The organism is Sphingomonas sp. Marseille-Q8236 (assembly GCF_965112005.1).
Genome location: NZ_CBCOPO010000001.1, coordinates 344695 through 364980, shown reverse-complemented (window position 1 = coordinate 364980; position 20286 = coordinate 344695). Strand labels below are relative to the sequence as shown.

Below are 20286 nucleotides of genomic sequence, written 5' to 3'. Positions count from 1 at the left end.
GCCATGAGCTATGCCGTCAAGGAGATGTTCCTGACGCTCCAGGGTGAGGGCGTGCAGGCCGGGCGGCGCGCGGTGTTCGTGCGCTTTGCCGGGTGCAATCTCTGGTCGGGCCGCGAGCAGGACCGGGCCAGCGCCATCTGCCGGTTCTGCGACACCGATTTCGTCGGGGTCGATGGTCTGGGCGGCGGACGCTTTGCCGATGCCGCGGCACTGGTCGCGGCGGTCGAGGGCTTTTGGGGCGCGGAACGGGCCGAACGCTTCGTCGTGCTGACCGGTGGCGAGCCGATGTTGCAGGTCGATGACGCATTGGTCGATGCGCTGCACGACGCCGAATTCTTCATCGCGATCGAGAGCAACGGGACGATTGCGGCGCATCCGCGCCTCGACTGGGTGTGCATCAGCCCCAAGGCGGGGTCCGAGGTCGTCCAGCGTTCGGGGCAGGAATTAAAGCTGGTCTGGCCCCAGGCTGGCATCGACCCTGCGGAGGTCGAGCGCTGGGACTTCACAAGCCATCTGCTCCAGCCGCTCGACGATCCGCGTGCGGAGGCGAATCGCGAGGCGTGCATCGCCATGGTGATGGAACGGCCGCGCTGGCGATTGACGCTTCAGACGCACAAGATGTTGGGGTTGCGTTAGGCTAAAGTCCTCCCCTGCAAGGGGGGGACCTGCGAAGCTGGCGGAGGGGTGACCCCCTTTCGATAGCGCGACACCCCTCCGTCAGGCCTTCGGCCTGCGACCTCCCCTTTGTAGGGGAGGACATATTCCTTAATGAACGAACCGAGCCACCACGTCGCGGTAGCTGCGTGAGACCTTCACCTGCGCGCCCGATTCGAGCAGCAGGAAGCACTCGCCATTGGTGTGCGGCTTGACCTGCTTGACCAGGTCCAGGTTGACGATGGTCGAACGGTGCACCCGCTGGAAACGCCGCGGGTCGAGCCGCTTTTCCAAGTCCTTCATCGTTTCACGCAGGACCAGCGAATTGTCGCCGGTGTTGATGACCATATAATCGCCCGCCGCCTCGATCATTTCGATCGTGTCGACATCGACGCGGAAGATCTGGCCGCGATCCTTGATGTTGATGAGCTTCTCGAAACGGCTGGACGCCACTTCGCCGCCTTCGCTGAGGTCGGTGACCGCGTCCGGCGCATGCTCGGCGAGCACTTCCTTCAGCTTCTCGACCTCGCCCGCGCCGCGCTTCTCGTTCAGCCGCTGGCGCACGCGGTCGAGCGTGTCGGCCAGGCGGGCTTCCTCGACGGGCTTCATCAGATAATCGACCGCCTGCGCCTCGAAGGCGCGCAGGGCGTGGTCGGAATAGGCGGTGACGAAGACGAACAGCGGCGGCTCGACCTCCATCAGGCCCTGGATTACCGAAAAGCCGTCGAAACCCGGCATCTGGATGTCGAGAAAGACGAGGTCGGGCTTGTGCGTCTTGATCGCGCGGATCGCTTCGCGCCCGTTCGAGCAACGCTCGATGATCTCGACGTCGTCGTGCGCCTGGAGCCGAAGCTCCATGCCCTGGATCGCCAGGGGCTCGTCGTCGACGAGGATGGTACGGATGGTCATGCGGCCTCTCTGTTCACATTCTCAAGCTGGAAGGGGATCTCGATCTCGACCGAGAATCCGCCAGCCGGCGCGGAGCGGGATTCGAAACGGTGGTCCGGGCCGTAAGCCTGGGCCAACCGTTCGCGGATATTGGACAGTCCAACGCCTGTCGAAACGCTTGAGGAATGACGCACCTCGTGCAAGCCGGGGCCGGTGTCCGATACGGCGATCCGCACCCGTTGCCCGACCAGTCGCACATCGACACGGATTTCCGCGCCTTCCTCCTGCGGCGTGACGGCGTATTTGATAGCGTTCTCGACCAGCGGTTGCAGCAGCAGCGAGGGCAGGCGTGCGCGTTCAGCCCGGGGGTCGATCTCGAAACTGGGACGCAGGCGATCCTCAAAGCGCATTTTCTCGATTTCGAGATAGAGTTTCAGCGTTTCAACCTCTTGCGCCACGGTCACATGCGCCGTGGGCTCGTTCGCCAGGGTGTAGCGGAGGAAGGCTGACAGCCGGCTTAACATCGCATTGGCCCGCTCGGTCTGTTTCAGCAGCACCAGCGTCGAGATGGAATTCAGCGTGTTGAACAGGAAATGCGGGTTCAACTGATAGCGCAACATCGCCAGCTGCGCGGTCGACGCCTGAAGTTCCAGCGCGCGCATCTCGTCGATCTGGCTCTCGACGATCAGATAATAGTTGATCGCGAAATACAGTGCCGACCAGCCCGCCAGCACGTTGAAGGTGATGAACAAATTGCCGATCAGCAGGCTGACCGTCACCCCCGGCTGGGTCGTGGTGATGAACGAAAAGGAAAAGGCGTTGAGCGCGGCATAGAGAAAGGTCGCCGCCGCCAGCGTCGCCAGCGTCAGGAACACCCCCATGATGCGCGGCAGGCGGCGATAATAGCCGTAAAGCGTCGAGAGCAGCAGGGTGATGCAATAGCCCAGGATCGCCTCGATGATCACCGGGATGATCTTCTCCAGCGAAAAGCCGTTGGAGATGCCGACCACCGAACGCTGGACCAGATAGCCCGACCAGCCGACCGCCTGGAGAATCCAAAAGGCGCGTGCCTTGTTCTCGAAAAACGGCCGCACCGAAAGCTGCCCGGACGCGGCAGGGGAGGCGAGGTAAGGCGGAACGGGCGAATGGGTGGCCATGGCCGGGCGACATCTACACCGCCTGCGACCGAAGGGCAAAACCCGAGGGATAGGGGCAAAAATAAGGGCCGCCCTTCCCGAAGGAGGGGCGGCCCCGATGTCCGACAGCCGGACGCCTCAGCTTAGAAGCTGAAGCGCGCGCCGATGCGGATCTGGTAGAGCGATTCCTGCGACGAGATCGTGTCGGTCGGCGTCGAGTTCGGCGCCAGGTAACGATACTGGGCGCAAGCCTGGCTCGAGGTGGTGGCGACTGCCGAACCGCCCGCCGTGCCGGTCGCGACCGGTGCGGTCAGGCACTGCACCCGCACCGCTGCCTGCGTGTAGGGGAAGCTGTACTGACGCAGCTGGCCCCAATTCTTGTTCAACAGGTTCGCAAAGTTCTCGATGTCCATGAAGACCTGGATGCGCGACGCGCCCAGACCCGTCGGAATCTCCTGCGCCAAGTGCAGGTCGATCTTGGTGAACCACTTCGAGTTGAAGGCATTGCGCGGCGCGATCTGACCCCGATACTTGTCGAGACCGGTCGACTTGATCAGCGCATCGAGCGTCTGCGCCGTCTGGGGGCTGTCATACGACACGCGGGCATCGTCCAGACCCGTCGGTACGTACAGCAGATAACGGCTGGACGAACCGATCGTCCCGAAGACCGGGCTGCGCTGGTTCGAGGCGTCCTGCATCGTCCAGCTATACGGACGGCCGATGCGGGTCTCACCGAACAGCGCGAAGGTGGTCTTGTAATCGCCGAAGAAGGCGCGCTCGAAGGTCAGGTTGTACTTAATGTTGTACTTCACCTGCTCGTTCGAGATGCCATAGGCCGCACCGTTGGGATCGAGGAACGCGCCGTTGCCATAGTTGGAGCTGGCGGTCGACGAGGTGGCCGGGGCCTGGTCCTTGATGTCCTGATAGGTGAAGCTGGCGCCCAGGTTCAGGCCCAGATCGAACGTCTTGTCGACCCGCGCGACCGCGATATAGCTGCGGCCACGGGTCGTGTTGGTCAGGATCAGGTCCGAGTTCGTGTCGCCGAACGAGGTCAGCGCCGCATAGCGCACGCGGCCGTCGGGAGTCCGCAGCGCGGTGGGCACGACCCGCGCGTCGGTGAAGAACACCTGGTTGCGAACCTTCGAGTAGAAGAAGTCGGCACCGAAGTTGAAGCCCGACAACGCCGTCGGCGCATAGTCGAACGACAGGGTCGAGCGCCATTGCGACGGCAGCTTGAACTTGGGGTCCAGCGCATTGGTCGGGGCAGTCGAGGAGATCGTGCCCGCATTCAGATAGTTGTTCACCGCGCCGGGGATCGTCGTGCCGGAAACGCCGGTCAGCGCCGCGGCGCCGACACCTGCGGGCAGGTTGGTGGCCGCGTAGCTGCCATCGTTGTTCTGGCGGATGTCGATCGTGTTCGACAGGAAGCCCGTGTTCGAGAAGCTGTTCGAGACGTAGACGTCCGGCGAGCCGCCCGAGAAGATGCCGACGCCGCCGCGAACCGACAATTCCTTCGACGGACGCAGTTCAAAGCCGATACGCGGCTGAGCGATGCCGCGGCCGCTGATATAGGCGGTGTTGGCGTAGCCCAGGCGGTTGAAGAACGACTGGTTGAATGCCGGACGGCTGTGGCCGCCATACATGTCGTAACGGATGCCGTAATCCAGGCTGAACCAGTCGGTGATCCGCCAATTGTCCTGGATGCCAAAGGCATAGGATTGATAGCGGAAGCGAGCCGCCGCATCGATCGGGTTCAGGCTGGGAACCGCATTGCCGTAACGCAGGCGCTGGGCGTTGCCCGCCTGGAAGTCCGCGATCGAGTCGAAATAATAGTTGCCCGCCGTGCTCTGCACGAACAGGTTCTCGATCTTGGTGTCCTGGAAATCGGCGAAGATGCGCAGGTCATGGTTTTCGCGGTTCAGGCGACCCTGGATCAGGCCGCCATAGGTGCGGCTGGTCAGGGCATTCGACTGACGCGAAACGTCCGGGCCCAGATAGATCGAGGCATAGCCCGGTGCGCAGGTGGTCGATGCATTGGCACCGGCCGAACCGGGGTTGGAGCGGTCCGACGTCGGCGCCGCGCAAACCTGGAACTGTGCGAAGCCGCGACCCAGGACGGGATCCTGGCCGCGCTTGTAATCCTTGTAGAAAGCGCGGACTTCGGTCGAGAATTCGTCCGACCAGTCGCTGTTCAGCTGGAACACGCCGGTGTGGAGGCGGTTGCTGCTGATATAGCCGTTCGATTCCAGGCCCAGGCTGGGCGCGGTGACCGACGCGTTCTGGTTAAGCCGGATCGAGTCCTTGGTGTACAGATAGGTCAACGACGCGCGCTGCGTGTCGGACAGGTTGGCGTCGAGGCGCGCGGTCAGGCGGTCGTCGCTGTCCTGCGAATTGTTCAGGATGCCGCCCGCATTGTAATTGTAACGGGACTTGGCGATCGACGTGATCTGGTTGACGGTCGCGTCGGTCAGCAGGCCACCGGCGTCGCCGGCGTTCGGGATGACCGTGCCGGCATTGTTCTCGACAGTGCCGTCGACGATCGGGGTGCCTGCGCGGATGCGCTCGCCCGCGACCATGAAGAACAGCTTGTCCTTGATGATCGGGCCCGAAAGCTCGGCGCCGAAATTCTGGATCTTGAACGGGGGCAGGGTCACGCGGCCGGTCGGCACGCCCGGACCCGCCTTGGTTTCGTTGCCGGTCAGCTTGTTCGACGAATAGGAATAGAAGCCAGTCCCGTGGAACTGATTGGTGCCCGACTTAAGGATGGCGTTGATCGCGCCGCCCTGGAAATTGCCTTCGCGCACGTCATAAGGCGCGACCTTGGTCTGGAACTGGCCGATGGCGTCCAGCGGCACCGGGCTGCGGCGGGTTGGCAGGCCATCGGGGTTCAGACCGAAATTGTCGGTGATCGGCACGCCGTCGACCGAGAAGCGGTTGAAGCGCGCATTCTGACCGGCGAACGACACGGCGCGGCCCGAGCCGGAGGCATAGTCGAGGCGGGCGAAGGGATCGCGGCGCATCAGGTCGCGCACGTCGCGGTTGACGCTGGCGATATTGGCGATGTCGGCGGCGGTCAGCACGGTGACCGGACCCAGGCTCTTGGTGCCGGCGCCCGCGATGGACGAAGCGGTCACGACGATCTCGCCGCTGCCCTGGCCCTCGGCCGCCAGCTCGACCGGCAGTTCATAGGGAAGGCTGGTGACGGTGAAGATGTCCGTGACACGGGTTTCCTGATAGCCCGGAGCCGAGACGGTGACGGTGAAAGGACCACCGACGCGAAGGCCGGTCGAGGAGAACGAGCCGTCCGCACCCGAGACCGTGGAGGTCGTCGTGCCCGACGGTACGTTGACGATCGTAACAGTCGCGCCTGCGACCGGCGCGCCATTGGCGGAGACGTTGCCGCGGATCGACGAGGTCGTTTCCTGCGCGGCAGCCGCCGCCGGAATGGCGAGCGCGACAATGGCCGCACCCAGGAAAAGCGAATTACGCATAGATAAAAAGTCCCCTTTTCGCGCGCGAAGCGGCACGGTCCGGCCGTGTTTTCCGGCTCGGTTGGGCGTGCCCCTGCGCTTCGAACATTGCCATTATGTTACAAAGCTCGCGCTTGTGACAGGGGGGCTGTCACTCGGTGCGCGGGCGTTGCAGTTTGGCAACGGTATCGCGGGTGGCGACAGTGATAGCGCGCTCTAATTGCTTGGAAATGTCTGGGCTGATTCGGTGGAGCGGCGCAGGCTGGGCCAGCGGTGCGGGCGCAACGATGCCCGATCGGGTGACGCGGGCGTCATGGCCGCGTCACCCTTTGTCGGTGCAGAATCAGCTCCCTGCGACCAGGGCGTTCCAGGCGGCTTCGTCGATCACCGAGATGCCCAGATCCTGCGCCTTTTTCAGCTTCGATCCAGCCCCCGGCCCCGCGATGACCAGATCGGTCTTGGCGGAGACCGATCCCGATACGCGCGCGCCCAGCGCTTCGGCCTGCGCCTTGGCCTCGTCGCGCGACAGGGTTTCGAGCGTGCCGGTGAAGACCAGGGTCTTGCCCGTCACCTCCGAGTCGCGGGTCTGGTGCACGACGTCGAGCGGGGTGACTTCGCTCAGCAGGTCGTCGACCACGGCGCGATTATGGTCCTCCGCGAAGAAATCGAGCAGCGCGTCGGTGACTTCGGGGCCGATTTGTGGCGTATCGATCGCGGCGACGATGGCGCGCTGGCGACGCAGCTCGAACTTGCGCTCCGGCTCGCCCAAGGCGGCGACGGTTTCGGCCCGCACGGTGAGCGCGGCGTCGATCATCGCGCGAAAGCCCCCCATCGAGACGAAGCGACGCGCCAGATCGCGCGCGGTGATCTCCCCGACATGGCGAATACCCAGCGCGAAGAGGAAGCGGTCGAGCGCGATCTCCCGCCGCGAATCGATCGCGGCGAGCAGCTTGTCCACCACCAGTTCGGACATGCGCTCGCGCTGGATCAGCGCGTCACGGTGCCGGTGCAGGCGAAAGATGTCGGCGGGTGAGGCGATCAGGCCGTCGCGGAAGAACTCCTCGATCCGCACCAGCCCCAGGCCCGTAATGTCGAAGGCATGGCGGGAGACGAAGTGGATCAATCGCTCGACCCGCTGCGCCGGACAGATCAGGCCGCCGGTGCAGCGGATGACGACCTCGCCCTCCTCGCGCGTCGCGAGACTCCCGCATTCGGGGCAGTGGTCGGGGAAGACGAAGGGTTCGCGGGCGACGTCGCGGGTCAGGTTCTCGACGATCTGCGGGATGACGTCGCCCGCACGCTGGAGCACCACGCGGTCGCCGGGGCGAACCCCCAGCCGTTCGATCTCATCGGCATTGTGCAGCGTCGCATTGGTCACGACGACACCGCCGACGGTCACCGCCTCCAGCCGGGCGACGGGGGTCAGCGCGCCGGTGCGACCGACCTGAATGTCGATCTTTTCCAGCGTGGTCTGGGCACGTTCGGCGGGAAATTTGTGCGCGATCGCCCAGCGCGGTACCCGCCCGACAATCCCCAGCCGCGCCTGCCAGTCGAGCCGGTCGACCTTGTAGACGACCCCATCGATGTCGAAGGGCAGGTCCGCCCGCTGCGCCTCGATGCTGCGGTAGATCGCCAGGGCGGCGGCGGCATCCGGCACGCGGGCAAAGGCGTCCGCGATGGGAAAGCCCCAGCGGCGCCAGGTCTCGACCATGTCGAACTGGGTTTCGACCGGCACCTCGCTCGCCTCGCCCCAGCCATGGGCCAGGAAGCGGAGCGGGCGGGCGGCGGTGATGGCGGGATTCTTCTGGCGCAGCGAACCGGCGGCGGCATTGCGCGGATTGGCGAACTGGCGCGCCTCCTTGCCCGTTTCCGCGGCGTCCTGTGCCAGCCGGGCGTTGAGCGCGGCGAAGTCCCGCTTGCTCATATAGACCTCGCCCCGCACCTCGAACACGGCGGGGGCGGGATCGGACAGCGTCTTGGGCACATCGGCGATGGTGCGCACATTCTCCGTCACATCCTCGCCGATCGTACCGTCTCCCCGGGTCAGCGCCTGGACGAGCTGGCCGTCGACATAACGAAGCGAACAGGACAGCCCGTCGATCTTGGGCTCGGCGGTCAGGGTGACGGGCTCGCCGTCCGGCAGCTTCAGATAGCGGCGGACGCGGCCGATAAATTCCTCCACCTCTTCATCGGTAAAGGCATTGTCCAGGCTGGTCATCGGCCGGGCATGAGCGACCTTGGCCAGATGGGCGGCGGGCGCGGCGCCGACCTGCTTGCTGGGCGAATCGGCGCGGATTAGATGGGGGAAGGCGGCCTCGATCGCCTTGTTGCGGCGAACCAGCGCGTCATAGTCGGCGTCCGAAATCTCGGGCGCGTCCTCGCTATGATAGAGGCGGTTGTGATGGGCGATCTCGCGGGCGAGCGTGTTCAGCTCGGCGGCGGCTTCGAGATCGGTTTGCGGCAAGGAGGTCTGTGGCGTCACGCCGTCCGTGCTAGTCCAGCCCTTGCGCCAGGATCAAGATGCCGGACCCTCAACAAGATCAAGCGAGCAATGCGCGATCCCGCCGGTTCAGGGTTGCTGGTCGTGATGGGGTTCGCTCGACGGTTTCGATCCCGCCGGGCATTCCAGGCCATGATCGACCAGCCAGGCCCGCGCCTGCTCGACATGAATCGCGACCATGTCCAGATGCAGCTTGTCCGCCAGCGCCAGACAGGACTGAAGACCGGCGGTCAATTGGGCCATATCATGGGCATCATGGGGCGGGGTCGCCGACGGGAATTTCGCGAGCATCCGGTACGTCCGAAGAAGATCGCCTTGGGAATAAGGACTTCCCAATCCTATCAGCTTCATATCGGATATAAAATCGTTTTCGGCTGTGCGTTATTGGGACTCGAGCAACCTGTCGGCCTGCGCACGGGCCTCGTCGGTGATGGTTGCGCCGGACAGCATGCGGGCAATCTCCTCGCGCCGTTCGGCATCGCCCAGCGCGCGGACGCCGGTGCGGGTAACGGTGCCGTCATGGCTCTTGGCGATCAACAGATGCGCGGCCCCGCGCGCCGCCACCTGGGGGCTGTGGGTTACGACCAGCAACTGGGTCCGGCCCGCCAGCCGGTGCAGACGGTCGCCGATCGTGGAGGCGACGGCGCCGCCGACGCCGCGATCGATCTCGTCGAAGATCATCGTCGTCGCGCCGCCTTCCTCGGCCAGCGCGACCTTCAGCGCCAGGATGAAACGCGACAATTCGCCGCCGCTGGCGATCTTCATCAGCGGGGCGAAGGGCGCGCCGGGGTTGGTGGAAATTTCGAACTCCACCCGGTCCTTGCCCGCTGCCGACCAGCCCGACGGCTCGACCGGGGCGACGGTGGTGCGGAAGCGTGCGGCATCTAGCTTGAGCGGTGCCAGCTCGCTCTTAACCGATTTATCGAGCCGCTCGGCGGCGGCGGCGCGCGCCTTCGACACCTGCGCGGCGGCCTTGTCATAGGCGGCGCGCGCGGTCGCGACGGCGGCCTCCAGCCGGCCGATGCCTTCCTCGCCCGCGTCCAGCCGTTCCAGCCGTCCGCGAAGCTGCTCGGTCAGGTCGGCCAGGTCATCGGGCTGAACGCGGTGCTTGCGCGCCATGCCGCGCAGTTCGAACAGCCGTGCTTCGTCCTCTTCCAGCGCGCGGGGGTCATAGGCGAGTTCACGCTGCGCTTCGACCAGCCGTTCCTCGGCCAGCGACGCCTCGATCACCGCGCGGTCGATCGCGGCCAGTGCGTCGGCCAGCGCGGGGTGATCCTCGCCGATCCGCTCCAGCACCCGGGCGGCCTGTCGCAATCCGGCGAGCGCGCCGTCCGATCCCTGCAGATGCTCCTCGATCGCGCCGAGTTCGCCCGCGATCTTCTCCGAGCGCTGCATGGTGCGGCGGCGATCGGCCAGCGCTTCTTCCTCGCCGGGTTCGGGGGCGAGCTTGGTCAGTTCGGCCACCGCATGTTCCAGCCATTCGCGATCCCGCGCCGCCGTCTCGATCTCTTCGCGCGCGCTGGTCAGCGCGGTCTCCGCCTCGCGCAACCGGGTCCAGGCGGCGGCCACCGCCTGGGTGTCGATCCGACCGAAGCTGTCGAGCATCATCCGGTGCCCGCGTGGGTTCAGCAGGCCGCGATCGTCATGCTGGCCGTGGATTTCGACCAGGAAAGGCGCCATTTCACGCAACAACGCGGCGGAGGCGGGCTGGCTGTTGACGAAGCCCCGGCTGCCGCCGTCGGCCTTGACCTGTCGGCGGACGATCAGCGGTTCGCCCGGTTCGATTTCGATGCCCGCTTCGTCCAATATAGCGGACAGGCGGCCGTCGGGGGCGGGGGGCTCGAAGCTGGCGGTGACGATCGCCTGGCCCGCGCCGTGCCGCACCAGTCCGCTGTCGCCGCGTCCACCCAGCGCCAATCCTAGGGCATCGAGCAGGATCGATTTGCCCGCGCCGGTCTCGCCGGTCAGAACGCCCAGGCCTTGGCCGAAATCGAGGTCCAGGGCCTCGATCAGCACGACATCACGAATGGACAGCGCGGTCAGCATGGCGGGCGATATAGAGCGAAACGCCGCGCGATGTTATCCCCCTCACACGAAAATGATCCCGATTTGTTCGGGGCGGGGAGGAGGGGGCACGCGAAGCCTGATCGCGCGCCCTTTCCCGGTTCAGCCGGTCGGCGCGCTGTTGTTGCCGGTCGGGGTCGGTCGGCCGGGGGCGGCCGCGCTGGGGGTCGCGGTGCCCGTGCTGCCCGGCAGGCCGACATTCACCGAACCCGGCGTGCCGCTGGGAACCACGGGCTGGCCCGGCTGGATCGCGGGAATCTGGACGACCGGATATTCGCGCATCAGCTTATAGGCGCGGTCATACCAGTCGCTGCCCGGATAATTGGCGCCGAGCACGGCGGCGGCGCGTTCCGCCTCGGGACGGACGCCCAAGGCGAGATAGGTCTCGGTCAGCCGCAGCAGCGCCTCGGGCGTGTGGCTGGTCGTCTGGTACTTGTCGACCACGGTGCGGAAGCGCATCGACGCGGCCAGCCACTGATGGCGATCCTCGTAGAAGCGGCCAATCTCCATTTCCTTGCCCGCCAAGTGATCGTTGACCAGATCGACCTTCAACCGCGCATCGGCGGCATAGCGGGTGTTGGGATAGCGGCGCATCAATTCCCCCAGCGCGTCGAGCGCCTGGCGGGTGATCTTCTGGTCGCGGGTCACGTCCTGGATCTGCTCATAATAGCCGAGCGCGATCAGATAATAAGCGTAAGGCGCGTCGCGATTGCCGGGGTGGACCGAGATGAAACGCTGAGCCGACTGGATCGACTGGGTATAGTCGCGGCCCAGATAATAGCTGAACGCGCTCATCAACTGCGCACGGCGAGCCCAGATCGAATAGGGGTGCTGGCGCTCCACCTCGTCGAACAGCAAGGCCGCCTCCTTATAGCGGTGCTGGTCCAGCCGGTTCTTGGCGGCCGTGTACAGCGTGCCGACGTCGCGCGCGACATAGGGCAGGTCGGTGCGGGTACGGTTGCGGGCGCAACCCGCGATCGGAAGGGCCAGAGCGGCGATCAGCGCCAGCGACAGCGCACGGGAACGGGGGTTACGCATCGCGCACGTCCTTAGCGCAGCCGAGCGGCGGGGAACAGTCCCTCCGCATACCCGCTTTGCGACAGATGGCTTGCCATCCATGCGATGCGCGCGGCATGGGGCGCATTACGGCCCGGGCGGCGGAACGGCGCGCCCGTCCAGGCGGTTGAACCGCCGTCCGATCGGAAGGAATTACTGACCCATGCCCGCCACGCTTCTCCAAACCCATCGCGTCGAAAAGCCCTGGGGCCGTCACACGCTGTATCCCGGGTTCGAGGATGTCGCGCCCGGCGGCGCACCCATTGGCGAAGTGTGGTTCCAGGAACCCGGCGACACCTCGCCCGACCTGCTGATCAAATATCTGTTCACCAGCGAGAAGCTGTCGGTGCAGGTCCATCCCGATGACGAACAGGCCCATGCGCGTGGCCTGCCGCGCGGCAAGGACGAATGCTGGACCATCCTGACCGCCGAGCCCGATTCGACCATCGCCTTGGGCCCCAAGGCGCCGATGACCAAGGAGCAGCTTCGCGCCGATGCGCGCGACGGTTCGGTCGAGGAGGATCTGGACTGGGTCAGCGTCAGGCAGGGCGACTTTTATTACGCGCCATCGGGCACCATCCATGCGATCGGCGCGGGCCTGACGGTGATCGAGGTTCAGCAGAACAGCGAAACCACCTATCGCCTCTATGATTATGGCAGCGACCGTGAACTGCATCTGGAGGATGGCGTCGATGTCGCGCATCTGACGCCGTACCAGCCGATCGTCTCGCCGGGGCCGGCGGGGGAGGGGCGCGACATTCTGGTCGAAGGGCCGAAATTCGTGCTGGAGCGCTGGGCGGCGGGGGACCATGCCGTCGCGCTGCCCGAGGGGCGCACCGCCTGGTTGATCCCGATCACCGGCACCGGCGAGGTGGCGGGTATCGCATTCAAGGCGGGGCAGTGCCTGACCGTAACGGGTTCGGAAACCGTCAGCCTGTCGGCGGATGGCGATGCCTTGTTCGCCTATGCGGGCACGCAGCGGCTGTAATCCCGTTCCCCCCTGGTAAGGGAGGTGGCGGGCCGCAGCCCGGACGAAAGGGTGTCCTGCTCTCCCTAGCGCGGCACCCCTCCACCATGATGCGCATGGCCCCGCTGCCCCCGCAGGGGGAATCCGGCCACGCGACGGCCCTTAGAACAGGCCCGGCACGTCGCGCTGGGCAGCCGAGGGGCGCTGGGGCTGGACCAGCTTGCGCGGACCGTCACCCAGTGCCTGCGCCGACGCGCTGGCGCTGATCGGTGTGCAGCTCTTGCCTTGCAGGAAGTCGAGCGCGGCGCGGGTCGAGGCTTCCTGCGGATCGCCCATCTTGCGGGTCAGGTCGTCACCGGCGCGGCAGCTGGCGGGCACGACGCCGGCCAGGCCATTATAATAATCGCCCTGCCTGTTGGCGTTCTGGATCGCCAGCGCGATGACGCGCAGCCGGTCGTCGCATTGCGCATTGTCGCGTGCGATCTGGCCCACCGGCTTGCCATAAGTGTTGGCGCCGATCAGCCCTGTATTGCTGCCCATATAGGGCAGGGTGCGGTTGAGGACCAACTCGCTGGCCGATGCCGTTCCACCGGTGCCGATAAAGGCGAGCCGGGTCGGCATGATCGATTCGGCCTGTGGCGCGAAATAGGTCGTCTCGTTGTTCGACGCCTTGCTCGGGCGGAAGGCGACATAGCCCATCACGTCAGAGGTCTGGCGTGCCCCGCCCAGCAGGTTGTTGAACAGATCGGCGATGGCGATGCTGCCGCCACCATTATAGCGCAGGTCGACCACGACCTGGGTGATGCCCTGCTGCTTGAAGGTCGAGAAGGCGGCGCGCAACTGCGGGTCGGCCGTGCTGATGAAGGTGCGCAGGTTGATATAGCCATAGCGCTGGCCATTGTCGGTGATGACCTGCGTACCGTAATTGGGCGAAACCGGCTGCAGCGTATAGGCCGACTTGGTCAGCGTGACGGTGCGCACCGTGCCCGAGGTATCGGCGACGGTAAAGTAACGGATGGTCCCCGCCGTATCCGGCCCCAGCGCGTTGGAGAGGCCGTTATTGGGATCGGCGCGGACGATGTCCTGGATCGATTGAATGTTGGAGGCGGTCGAGCCGATCCCCCGAATCTCGGTCCCGCGATCGACCCCAGCGGCGAACGCCGCGCTGCTCTCGAAGGATTCGGCGACGAGCAGTTTGCTCTGGGTCGAATCGGTGGTCAGGCGAAAGCCGAAGCCCGCATCCGAGCCCGAATTATAATAGGCATCCTCCTCCTTGATGGAGGTGATGTAGGTGAAATACCGATCCTTGCGTTGCGCCCGCGCGGTCGCGGTCAGCGCGTCGATATAATCGCTGACGGTTGTATAGGGCGACGGATCGAGCGAGGCGGGCAGGGTATCGGGGAAAAGATACCATTCGTTCATCTGGGCCGCGACCCAGTTCTGGCGGTTGCGAAGCGAACAGGCGGATTCCACGCTGCCCCCCGACGAGGTTCCGCCGCCGCCGGTCGATACCGACCCGGATGTGCTGCCGCCCCCGTCGCCACAGCCGGCGAGCGTCGCCGTCAGCGCCAGCACCGCACCCCATCGTCCGAATCGACCCATCGAAATCCTCCCCCGAAAGCTATTCACGGGAATAGCCCATGTCCCCAAATCTGTCAGGGACGATCTGTCGCAAACATGAATGGCATTCGTCTTTGTCGTCAGTTTTGCTAAGCTTTCGATCAAACAACAATGCCGCCCTCTTCTGGTGCGGACATCTTTACGTATCGCGTCCGAAAATGGTGTCGATCGATCCGGGCTGTGTCGGCTGGCTGAAGATATGAGGTACCATGTTGAACGTGCTGACCCTGTCGAGTCTGTTCCCCGACGCGACGCGGCCCAATTTCGGCATCTTCGTTCAACGGCAGACCGCGGGACTGGCGATGCGTCCGGGCGTGAGGGTGCGGGTGGTGGCGCCGGTCGGGCTGCCCGTCTGGCCGCTGGCGCGGGCCGAGCGGTTCCGGGCCCAGGCGGCGCTGCCGCTGCGTGAGACATGGGGTGGCCTGGACGTCAGCCGGCCGCGCTTCACCACATGGCCGGGGACGGGGGGACGATTCCATGTTTCGGCGCTGATCCGTGCGCTGATCCCGGTGCTGGATCGGCTATGGGCGGAGCGGCCCTTCGACGTGATCGACGCGTCCTTCTTCTTTCCCGATGGTCCGGCGGCGGTGGCGTTGGGGCGGCGATACGGGGTCCCGATGTCGATCAAGGCGCGGGGGGCGGACATCCATCATTGGGGGCATATGCCCGCGACCCGAAGCCAGGTCGCGCGGGCGGCGGCCGCCGCCGATGGACTGCTGGCCGTCAGCGATGCGATGGCGCGGGACGTGGCGGCGCTCGGCGTTCCGCGCGGGTCTATCCGGGTCCATCATACCGGGGTGGATCAGGCACGGTTCCAGCCGGTCGACCGGGCCGAGGCGAAGGCGAAGCTGGGCATTGCCGGGCCACTGGTCCTGTCGCTGGGCGCGCTGATCCCGCGCAAAGGGCATGGCGTGGTGATCGACGCCGTGGCCCGGCTGCCCGGCGTCACGCTGATGATCGTGGGGGAGGGTGGCGAGCGCGCCGCCTTGCAGGTACGGGCCGAGCGGTTGGGGATCGCGGAGCGGGTGCGTCTGATCGGCGCCGTTCCGCATGACGAATTGCCCGCGCTGCTCGGCGCAGCGGATGTCATGGCGCTGGCTTCCGCATCCGAGGGGCTGGCCAATGCCTGGGTCGAGTCGCTCGCCTGCGGCACGCCGATCGTCATCACTTCGGCGGGCGGGGCGGAGGATGTCGTGACCAGCCGGACCGTCGGACGGATCACCCAGGCCGAGCCGGAGGCCTTTGCCGTGGCGATCCGCGATGTGCTGGATCAGGCGCCGGATCCATGGGCGGTGCGCGCGGCGGTGCGCGACTTTACCTGGCCCGCCAACGCCGCCGCGCTGCATTCGCATCTGTCGGAACTGGTGTCCCGAGCGGGGGCTGCCGCGAAAGCGTGACCGGCTCACCGGCGAACCGGGCGCGGATCGTCGTCGCCAGGTAAAGCGTGCCGCGCGAGACGGATCGGTCCGCCGTTCCATCCCCTCCCCTTGCGGGAAGGGAGGTTTCGGGAAAGGCCTCCGGCCTATGCGGAGGCGATCCGGTCAGGCGTCGAGCGGGTAGAGCGCCGCGCAGATCTTGCGGCCCTCGCTGCGCAACACGCCCCAAGCGCGGGCGGCGGCGCGGCTGTCCATCACCTCGATACCCAGCCCGCGTGCTTCCAACGCGGCGGCGAAGGGAGCGGGCGCGCGACGAAGGTTCGCACCCGTGCCCAGCAACAGAAACTCGGGCGCTTCATCGATGAGCGCCGCCACCGCATCCGCCGTCAGCGACTCGAACGGCGGCGGGTTCCACGGCTCATGCCAGTCGGGTGACAGCAGCAGTGCGGGATAGGCGATCTCGCCGACCCGAAAGCCCGTGGCGGCAAAGCCCCGGACGATCGGGCCGGGCGCGGTGGGATCGCGCGTGATGCGGATCGAGTCGCTCATCCTTCGCGCGGCGTGATCCGCTCGGCGTCGGCGACGCTACGCTTGTCAGTGGTGCCCGGCTTCTCGCGGTTCGGCTCGGCGCGCAGGCCCAGCGTGATGAGCAGCGAGGACGAGACATAGATGGACGAATAGGTGCCGACCACGATGCCCAGGATCATCGCCGCGGTGAAGCCGCGCAGCACATGGCCGCCGAGCAGCAGCAGCGCGATCAGCGCCAGCAGGATCGTGACCGAGGTCATCACCGTGCGCGGCAGCGTCTCGTTCACCGACAGGTTGATGATCTCGCGCATGTCCATCTTGCGATAGCGGCGCATATTCTCGCGGATACGGTCGTCGATGACGATCTTGTCGTTGATCGAATAGCCGATGATCGTCAGGAACGCCGCGATGATCGTCAGGTCCAGCTCGAACTCGGTGATCGCAAAGAAGCCTAGCGTGACGAGAAGGTCGTGGACGATCGCGACGATGGTCGACACGCCGAACTGCCATTCGAAGCGGAAGATGGCGAACAGGCCGATGCCCAGGATCGCCAGGACGACCGCGAGCACGCCGTGCTTGATCAACTCGCCCGAGACCTTGCCCGACACCGTGTCGTAACGGCTGAAGGTCGCGCCGGGGAATTGCTGGCCCAGCGCCGCTTCGACCTTGCGGACGACGGCGTTGGTCGCGCCTTCGTCCTTGGACGCGGGCACGGGCAGGCGGATGCTGATCGTCCGGCCGTCACCGACCGTCTGGATATTGGCTTCGCCCACGCCCAGCCCGTCAACGACCGAGCGGACCCGGTCGGCCGAAGGCGGGGTGGGGAATTTCTCTTCGATCATCAGGCCGCCGACAAAGTCGACGCCCAGATTGAGGCCCTTGGCGAAGGTGACGCCGACCGCGAGCAGGGTGAGCGCGAGCGTCAGCCCGAACGCCCAGCCGCGCAGGCGGACAAAGTCGATGTTCGTATTGTCGGGGACGAGTTTCAGGAGGCGCATGATCTGTTCTCCTGCCTCAAATATTGATGGTCTTGGGCTTTTCGCGGCGCAACCACAGCGCCACGAGCATCCGCGTGAAGGTAACGGCGGTGAACACGCTGGTCACGATGCCGATCAGCAGCACGACCGCGAAGCCCTTGACTGGGCCCGAGCCGAGTACGAGCATGATGATGCCGGAAATGGCGTGGGTCACGTTCGCCTCGAAGATGGTGCGGCTGGCTTCCTTGTAACCCAGCTCGACCGCCTGGACGACGTTTCGCCCGCGCCGCCGTTCCTCGCGGATACGCTCATTGATCAGCACGTTGGCGTCGACCGCGGTACCGATGGTCAGGATGAAGCCCGCGATACCCGGCAGGGTCAGCGTCGCGTTCAGCATCGCCATCACCGCCAGGATGACCAGCACGTTGATGACGACCGCGATGTTCGCATAGATACCGAACCGGCCATAGGTGACGGCCATGAACACGATCACCGCGACCGCTGCGATCGCCGAGGCGAGAATGCCCTTGCGGATCGAGTCGGCGCCCAGATCGGGGCCGACGGTGCGCTCTTCGACGACCTTCAGATCGACCGGCAGCTTGCCCGAGCGCAGCGAAATCGCGAGCTGGTTGGCGGTGTCGACGGTGAAGTTGCCGCTGATCGAGGCGCGACCGCCCAGGATCGGTTCGTTGATATTGGGGGCCGACAGCACTTGGCCATCGAGGATGATGGCGAATGGCTTGCCGGTATTTTCCTGCGTGATCCGCGCGAACTTGCGACCGCCCTGCGCGTCGAAGGTGATCGCCACCTGCGGCGCGTTGGTCTGCTGGTCGAAGGTCTGCTGCGCGTCGATCAACTGGTCGCCGGAGATGATGACCGGCCGCTTGACCGCGATCACCGGCGCGCCCAGCGGATTGCCGGGATAGGGCAGGACCTGGCTGCCGGCGGGCGCATTGCCCTTGGCCACTTCCACCGGATTGGCGGTCGTGTCGACCAGCTTGAATTCCAGCTTGGCGGTCTTGCCGATCAGGTCCTTGAGCTGCTGCGGGTCCTGAAGCCCCGGCACCTGCACGACGATACGGCTGGAACCCTGTTGGAGAATCGTCGGCTCCTTGGTGCCCAGCGCGTCGATACGGCGACGTACGACCTCGGTCGCGGTCTTCATCGCGGTGTCGATCGCCTGGGTGAGACCCGCCTGGGTCGGCTTCAGGACGAAGCGCGACGTATCGACGACCTGGATGTCCCATTCGCGCTGGCCGGTCATGCCCGCCCCGCCGCCGGTGATCGACAGCAGCCGCTCACGCGCCGCATCGACCTGGGTCGGATCGCGCAGCATGAAGCTGAGCTGGCCGCCCCGGACCGAGATGTCACCGATGTCGATACGCGGATTGCCGCGCCGCATTTCGGCCGCGACCTGGTCGCGCATCGTCTCCAGCCGCGTATTGGCGAGGTCGGCGGTGTCCGCCTCCAGCAGCAGATAGCTGCCGCCCGCCAGATCGAGGCCCTTGTTCACACGCGGGTGCGGAATGCTCCCCCATGTGTTGGTGACGCTCTCCGGCAGGAAGCTCGGGATCGCCAGCAGGCACAGGGCCGCCAGCAACGCGACGATGGAAGCGACCTTCCAGCGGGGGAAATCCAGCATCGAAGGCTCAGTCGTTCGCGGGCTTGGCGGTAGGATCGACCACGTCGGTCAGCGTCGCCTTGACCACGCGGACGCGAACGTTCGGGGCGATCTCGACCTCGACCAGCGCGTCCTCGACGCGGGTCACCTTGCCGACGATGCCGCCCGCCGTGGTGACCTGATCGTTCTTCTTGACCCCCTCGACCGCGGCCTGCAGCGTCTTCATGCGGCGCTGTTGCGGACGGATCATCAGGAAATAGAAGACGACGAAGACGAGGAGCAGCGGCGCGAGGCTGAGGAACGAGGCGGCTCCGCTCGATGCGGCGGTGCCGGTTGCGGCAGCCATCACGGCGACTGGGGCGGTGAAGGGAATGAACATTCGGACCCGTCTATGCTGAATGGGCACGGGCACCCGCCGACCGCGAACGATCGACCAGCCCCCATGTCGGATAGCCTGCCCGCTACCATCGCAGGCGGACAGGCGCAATGGAGAGCCCGATGTGGGGTGGCGGCCATTGCAACATCAAGGCTTGCATCCCACGGAAAACCCGCCTAGAGGCCGCCGCTCGGTCGGGGCGTAGCGCAGCCTGGTAGCGCATCACACTGGGGGTGTGGGGGTCGCAGGTTCGAATCCTGTCGCCCCGACCAATCTTCTTCCAAAATTGGCAGATGACGGCGGAGCGGGTGAGAACCTGCTCTTTCGTTATGGGCCATATGCCGATCGCCGCCCCGGCTAAGGCCAGGGGCCGTTGGCGCCCCTTGTCCTGTCGGACGCATAGATCCCAGCCTTCGCCGGGATGACGACATCTACCGCACCGTCATGCCCGCCGCCGCGATCTGCGACAGCAGATTCGCTCGCACCGCATCCGATACCGGCGGCAACGGCCGCGCCGCCTTGCCGTGGCGCAGGCGTTCGCGGTCCTTCTCGTCCGGCTCCACCCGCCGCACCCGTACCGCCGCCTTGCCCACCGCGCGCAGGCCGAGCTGTTCGGCGGCGCCGCGCGACAGGTCGATGATCCGCGACGATCCGGCGAACGGCCCGCGATCATTGACGCGCACGATGATCCGCCGTCCCGTGCCCAGCGCCGTCACCTCAACATAGCTGGGCAGCGGCAGGGTGGTGTGCGCCGCGGTCGCCCAGCCGGGGCGGAAGCGCTCGCCATTCGCGGTGCGCTTGCCCGATTCGCTGCCATACCAACTGGCATAGCCGAGCATGTCATAGGTCGCGTCCTCGGCGGGGACATAGGTGACGCCGCGTACCGAATAGGGTTTGCCGATCCGCACCGGATAATCGCTGACCGGCCGGTAATTGCCGCCCGAGCAGGCCGCGACCAGGCTCGCCGCCGCGGGTGCCCAGCGGCGCCATCTTCTCACATCCACCATGTGATCCGGATTAAGCCGAGCGTCCGGCCCGATAAAGCGGTTTGCG

General features: G+C 65.9%; 16 protein-coding genes and 1 tRNA gene. 4 read left to right on the top strand and 13 right to left on the bottom strand.

Annotated elements, in window-relative coordinates:
- Positions 1-3: 3 nt before the first annotated feature.
- Entirely contained in the window at positions 4-636 is a 633-nt protein-coding gene (gene queE, locus ACWPWT_RS01690; protein WP_454278300.1) for a 7-carboxy-7-deazaguanine synthase, read from the top strand.
- A gap of 129 nt (positions 637-765) precedes the next feature.
- Here the strand turns inward: queE and ACWPWT_RS01685 are convergent, their stop codons facing one another.
- The 7 genes from ACWPWT_RS01685 to ACWPWT_RS01655 form a co-directional block, all read right to left on the bottom strand.
- Positions 766-1563, bottom strand: a complete 798-nt coding sequence (locus ACWPWT_RS01685; protein WP_261269935.1) for a LytR/AlgR family response regulator transcription factor — start codon at positions 1561-1563, stop codon at positions 766-768.
- On the bottom strand, positions 1560-2699 hold the full coding sequence (locus ACWPWT_RS01680) for a sensor histidine kinase (RefSeq protein WP_261269934.1): 1140 nt from the start codon (positions 2697-2699) through the stop codon (positions 1560-1562). The genes ACWPWT_RS01685 and ACWPWT_RS01680 overlap by 4 nt, the downstream gene beginning before the upstream one ends.
- A 122-nt stretch (positions 2700-2821) precedes the next feature.
- Positions 2822-6169: a TonB-dependent receptor gene (locus ACWPWT_RS01675; protein ID WP_454278299.1), complete on the bottom strand. Its 3348-nt coding sequence runs from the start codon at positions 6167-6169 to the stop codon at positions 2822-2824.
- A 322-nt stretch (positions 6170-6491) separates the two neighbouring features.
- Complete coding sequence (gene ligA / locus ACWPWT_RS01670; protein WP_454278298.1) at positions 6492-8630, bottom strand: NAD-dependent DNA ligase LigA; 2139 nt, start codon at positions 8628-8630, stop codon at positions 6492-6494.
- A gap of 87 nt (positions 8631-8717) precedes the next feature.
- Positions 8718-8891 carry a hypothetical protein gene (locus tag ACWPWT_RS01665; RefSeq protein ID WP_454278297.1) on the bottom strand — a complete coding sequence of 58 codons (174 nt, stop codon included), beginning with the start codon at positions 8889-8891 and terminating at the stop codon, positions 8718-8720.
- 138 nt (positions 8892-9029) lie between these two features.
- Positions 9030-10694, bottom strand: coding sequence for a DNA repair protein RecN (gene recN / locus ACWPWT_RS01660; RefSeq protein WP_454278296.1), 1665 nt, complete (start codon positions 10692-10694; stop codon positions 9030-9032).
- 120 nt (positions 10695-10814) lie between these two features.
- Positions 10815-11750, bottom strand: coding sequence for an outer membrane protein assembly factor BamD (locus tag ACWPWT_RS01655; protein ID WP_454278295.1), 936 nt, complete (start codon positions 11748-11750; stop codon positions 10815-10817).
- A gap of 181 nt (positions 11751-11931) precedes the next feature.
- On the opposite strand from ACWPWT_RS01655, the gene ACWPWT_RS01650 reads away from it, so the two are divergent.
- Complete coding sequence (locus ACWPWT_RS01650) at positions 11932-12756, top strand: phosphoheptose isomerase (protein ID WP_454278294.1); 825 nt, start codon at positions 11932-11934, stop codon at positions 12754-12756.
- 141 nt (positions 12757-12897) lie between these two features.
- Here ACWPWT_RS01650 and ACWPWT_RS01645 read toward each other — a convergent pair whose 3' ends face one another.
- The gene (locus ACWPWT_RS01645; RefSeq protein WP_454278293.1) at positions 12898-14337 is read right to left on the bottom strand and encodes a S41 family peptidase; all 1440 of its coding nucleotides are present in this window, start codon (positions 14335-14337) and stop codon (positions 12898-12900) included.
- A gap of 227 nt (positions 14338-14564) precedes the next feature.
- Between ACWPWT_RS01645 and ACWPWT_RS01640 the strand changes: the two genes are divergently transcribed.
- Positions 14565-15752, top strand: a complete 1188-nt coding sequence (locus tag ACWPWT_RS01640) for a glycosyltransferase (protein ID WP_454278292.1) — start codon at positions 14565-14567, stop codon at positions 15750-15752.
- A gap of 144 nt (positions 15753-15896) precedes the next feature.
- On the opposite strand, the gene ACWPWT_RS01635 is transcribed toward ACWPWT_RS01640, so the two are convergent.
- The 4 genes from ACWPWT_RS01635 to yajC are packed head-to-tail and all read right to left on the bottom strand — an operon-like array spanning position 15897 to position 19236.
- Positions 15897-16280 carry an MTH938/NDUFAF3 family protein gene (locus tag ACWPWT_RS01635; protein WP_454278291.1) on the bottom strand — a complete coding sequence of 128 codons (384 nt, stop codon included), beginning with the start codon at positions 16278-16280 and terminating at the stop codon, positions 15897-15899.
- Positions 16277-17257, bottom strand: a complete 981-nt coding sequence (secF, locus tag ACWPWT_RS01630) for a protein translocase subunit SecF (protein WP_454278290.1) — start codon at positions 17255-17257, stop codon at positions 16277-16279. Before secF ends, ACWPWT_RS01635 begins: the two co-directional genes overlap by 4 nt.
- Before the next feature lie 16 nt (positions 17258-17273).
- The gene (gene secD / locus ACWPWT_RS01625) at positions 17274-18878 is read right to left on the bottom strand and encodes a protein translocase subunit SecD (protein WP_454278289.1); all 1605 of its coding nucleotides are present in this window, start codon (positions 18876-18878) and stop codon (positions 17274-17276) included.
- Positions 18879-18885: 7 nt separating this feature from the next.
- Positions 18886-19236, bottom strand: coding sequence for a preprotein translocase subunit YajC (gene yajC, locus ACWPWT_RS01620; protein WP_454278288.1), 351 nt, complete (start codon positions 19234-19236; stop codon positions 18886-18888).
- 192 nt (positions 19237-19428) lie between these two features.
- Between yajC and ACWPWT_RS01615 the strand changes: the two genes are divergently transcribed.
- Positions 19429-19505, top strand: a tRNA-Pro gene (locus ACWPWT_RS01615).
- Between the two features lie 159 nt (positions 19506-19664).
- Here ACWPWT_RS01615 and ACWPWT_RS01610 read toward each other — a convergent pair.
- A complete protein-coding gene (locus ACWPWT_RS01610) occupies positions 19665-20231 on the bottom strand; it encodes a septal ring lytic transglycosylase RlpA family protein (RefSeq protein WP_454278287.1) in 567 nt (188 codons plus the stop codon).
- Between the last annotated feature and the right edge of the window lie 55 nt (positions 20232-20286).